This is a genomic window from Rahnella sp. P4_A8, assembly GCF_056402435.1.
Genome location: NZ_JBFUHK010000295.1, coordinates 1 through 887, shown reverse-complemented (window position 1 = coordinate 887; position 887 = coordinate 1). Strand labels below are relative to the sequence as shown.

Below are 887 nucleotides of genomic sequence, written 5' to 3'. Positions count from 1 at the left end.
TTTACCTGAATATCTGCCATCGCCAGCATTTCACTGGCGATCCGGTACCACTGATTGTCCTGAATGCTTTGATCTTCTATACACGATGAACTCATAGCTTCTCCATCACTTTCTCTTCTGACTTATTAACCTGCCGGGAAAAGCAAAGGCTATTTTTGCAGGTCTTTATGAGAACAGACGACTAGCGCCTCGCCCGATATTCGACACCAACAGAGGAAATTAAGAAGAACGCCTGCGCGCCGTAAGACGTGCAGGAAAATCATCCTTGAAAAAGTACAAAAAAATAAGTGTGACACTGTCCGCGCGTCTGGCTTAAGTATGTGATAAAAGTTTTGTAAAAGTGCTATTTTATTTGGTTTTGTTGAGTATAGGCTCGCTGGCAGGCATTCTCAATAGTTAATCGTGATGAATGAAAATGCCCGTTAAGTGACTGTTACATCAGGGTATTATCACTATTAATTAGCATGCCTTGTCTGAGCTTCCTGCTCTGATTCCTGTCCATTGTCTTGCGGGCTTTCATGCTGCAAAGAGAGCCAGCGGCCCAAAACTACCAACAATAGTGTAGACAGCATGATCGTGACTGTCGCCATGAGCGGATGCACAATAAATGCGGAAACCAGCAAGCTGGCAAGGAAGCACAGCCCGAGCTGCAGCGTATTTTGCAATGCTGCCGCCTTGCCTGTATTAGCAGGAAACGGCATTAATGCATTTGCGACAACAATTGGGTAGGTTGCACCATTCACCAAAGCCATCAGACAGAAAGGGATCAGCAGGCTAATCAGCCCGGCATCCGTGAACATGGCAACACAGAACAAAGTCACCATACTGACGCCGTAACCCGCCAGTAACCATGGCAGAATTTTATTACCGTCCAGCTTGCTGATCAC

At 46.1% G+C, this 887-nt stretch carries 1 pseudogene; it reads right to left on the bottom strand.

The annotated features are described in order from the left end of the window. Window positions 1-455: 455 nt before the first annotated feature. Window positions 456-887: pseudogene (locus AC1DUO_RS25540) on the bottom strand (purine nucleoside transporter PunC); the annotation flags it as partial.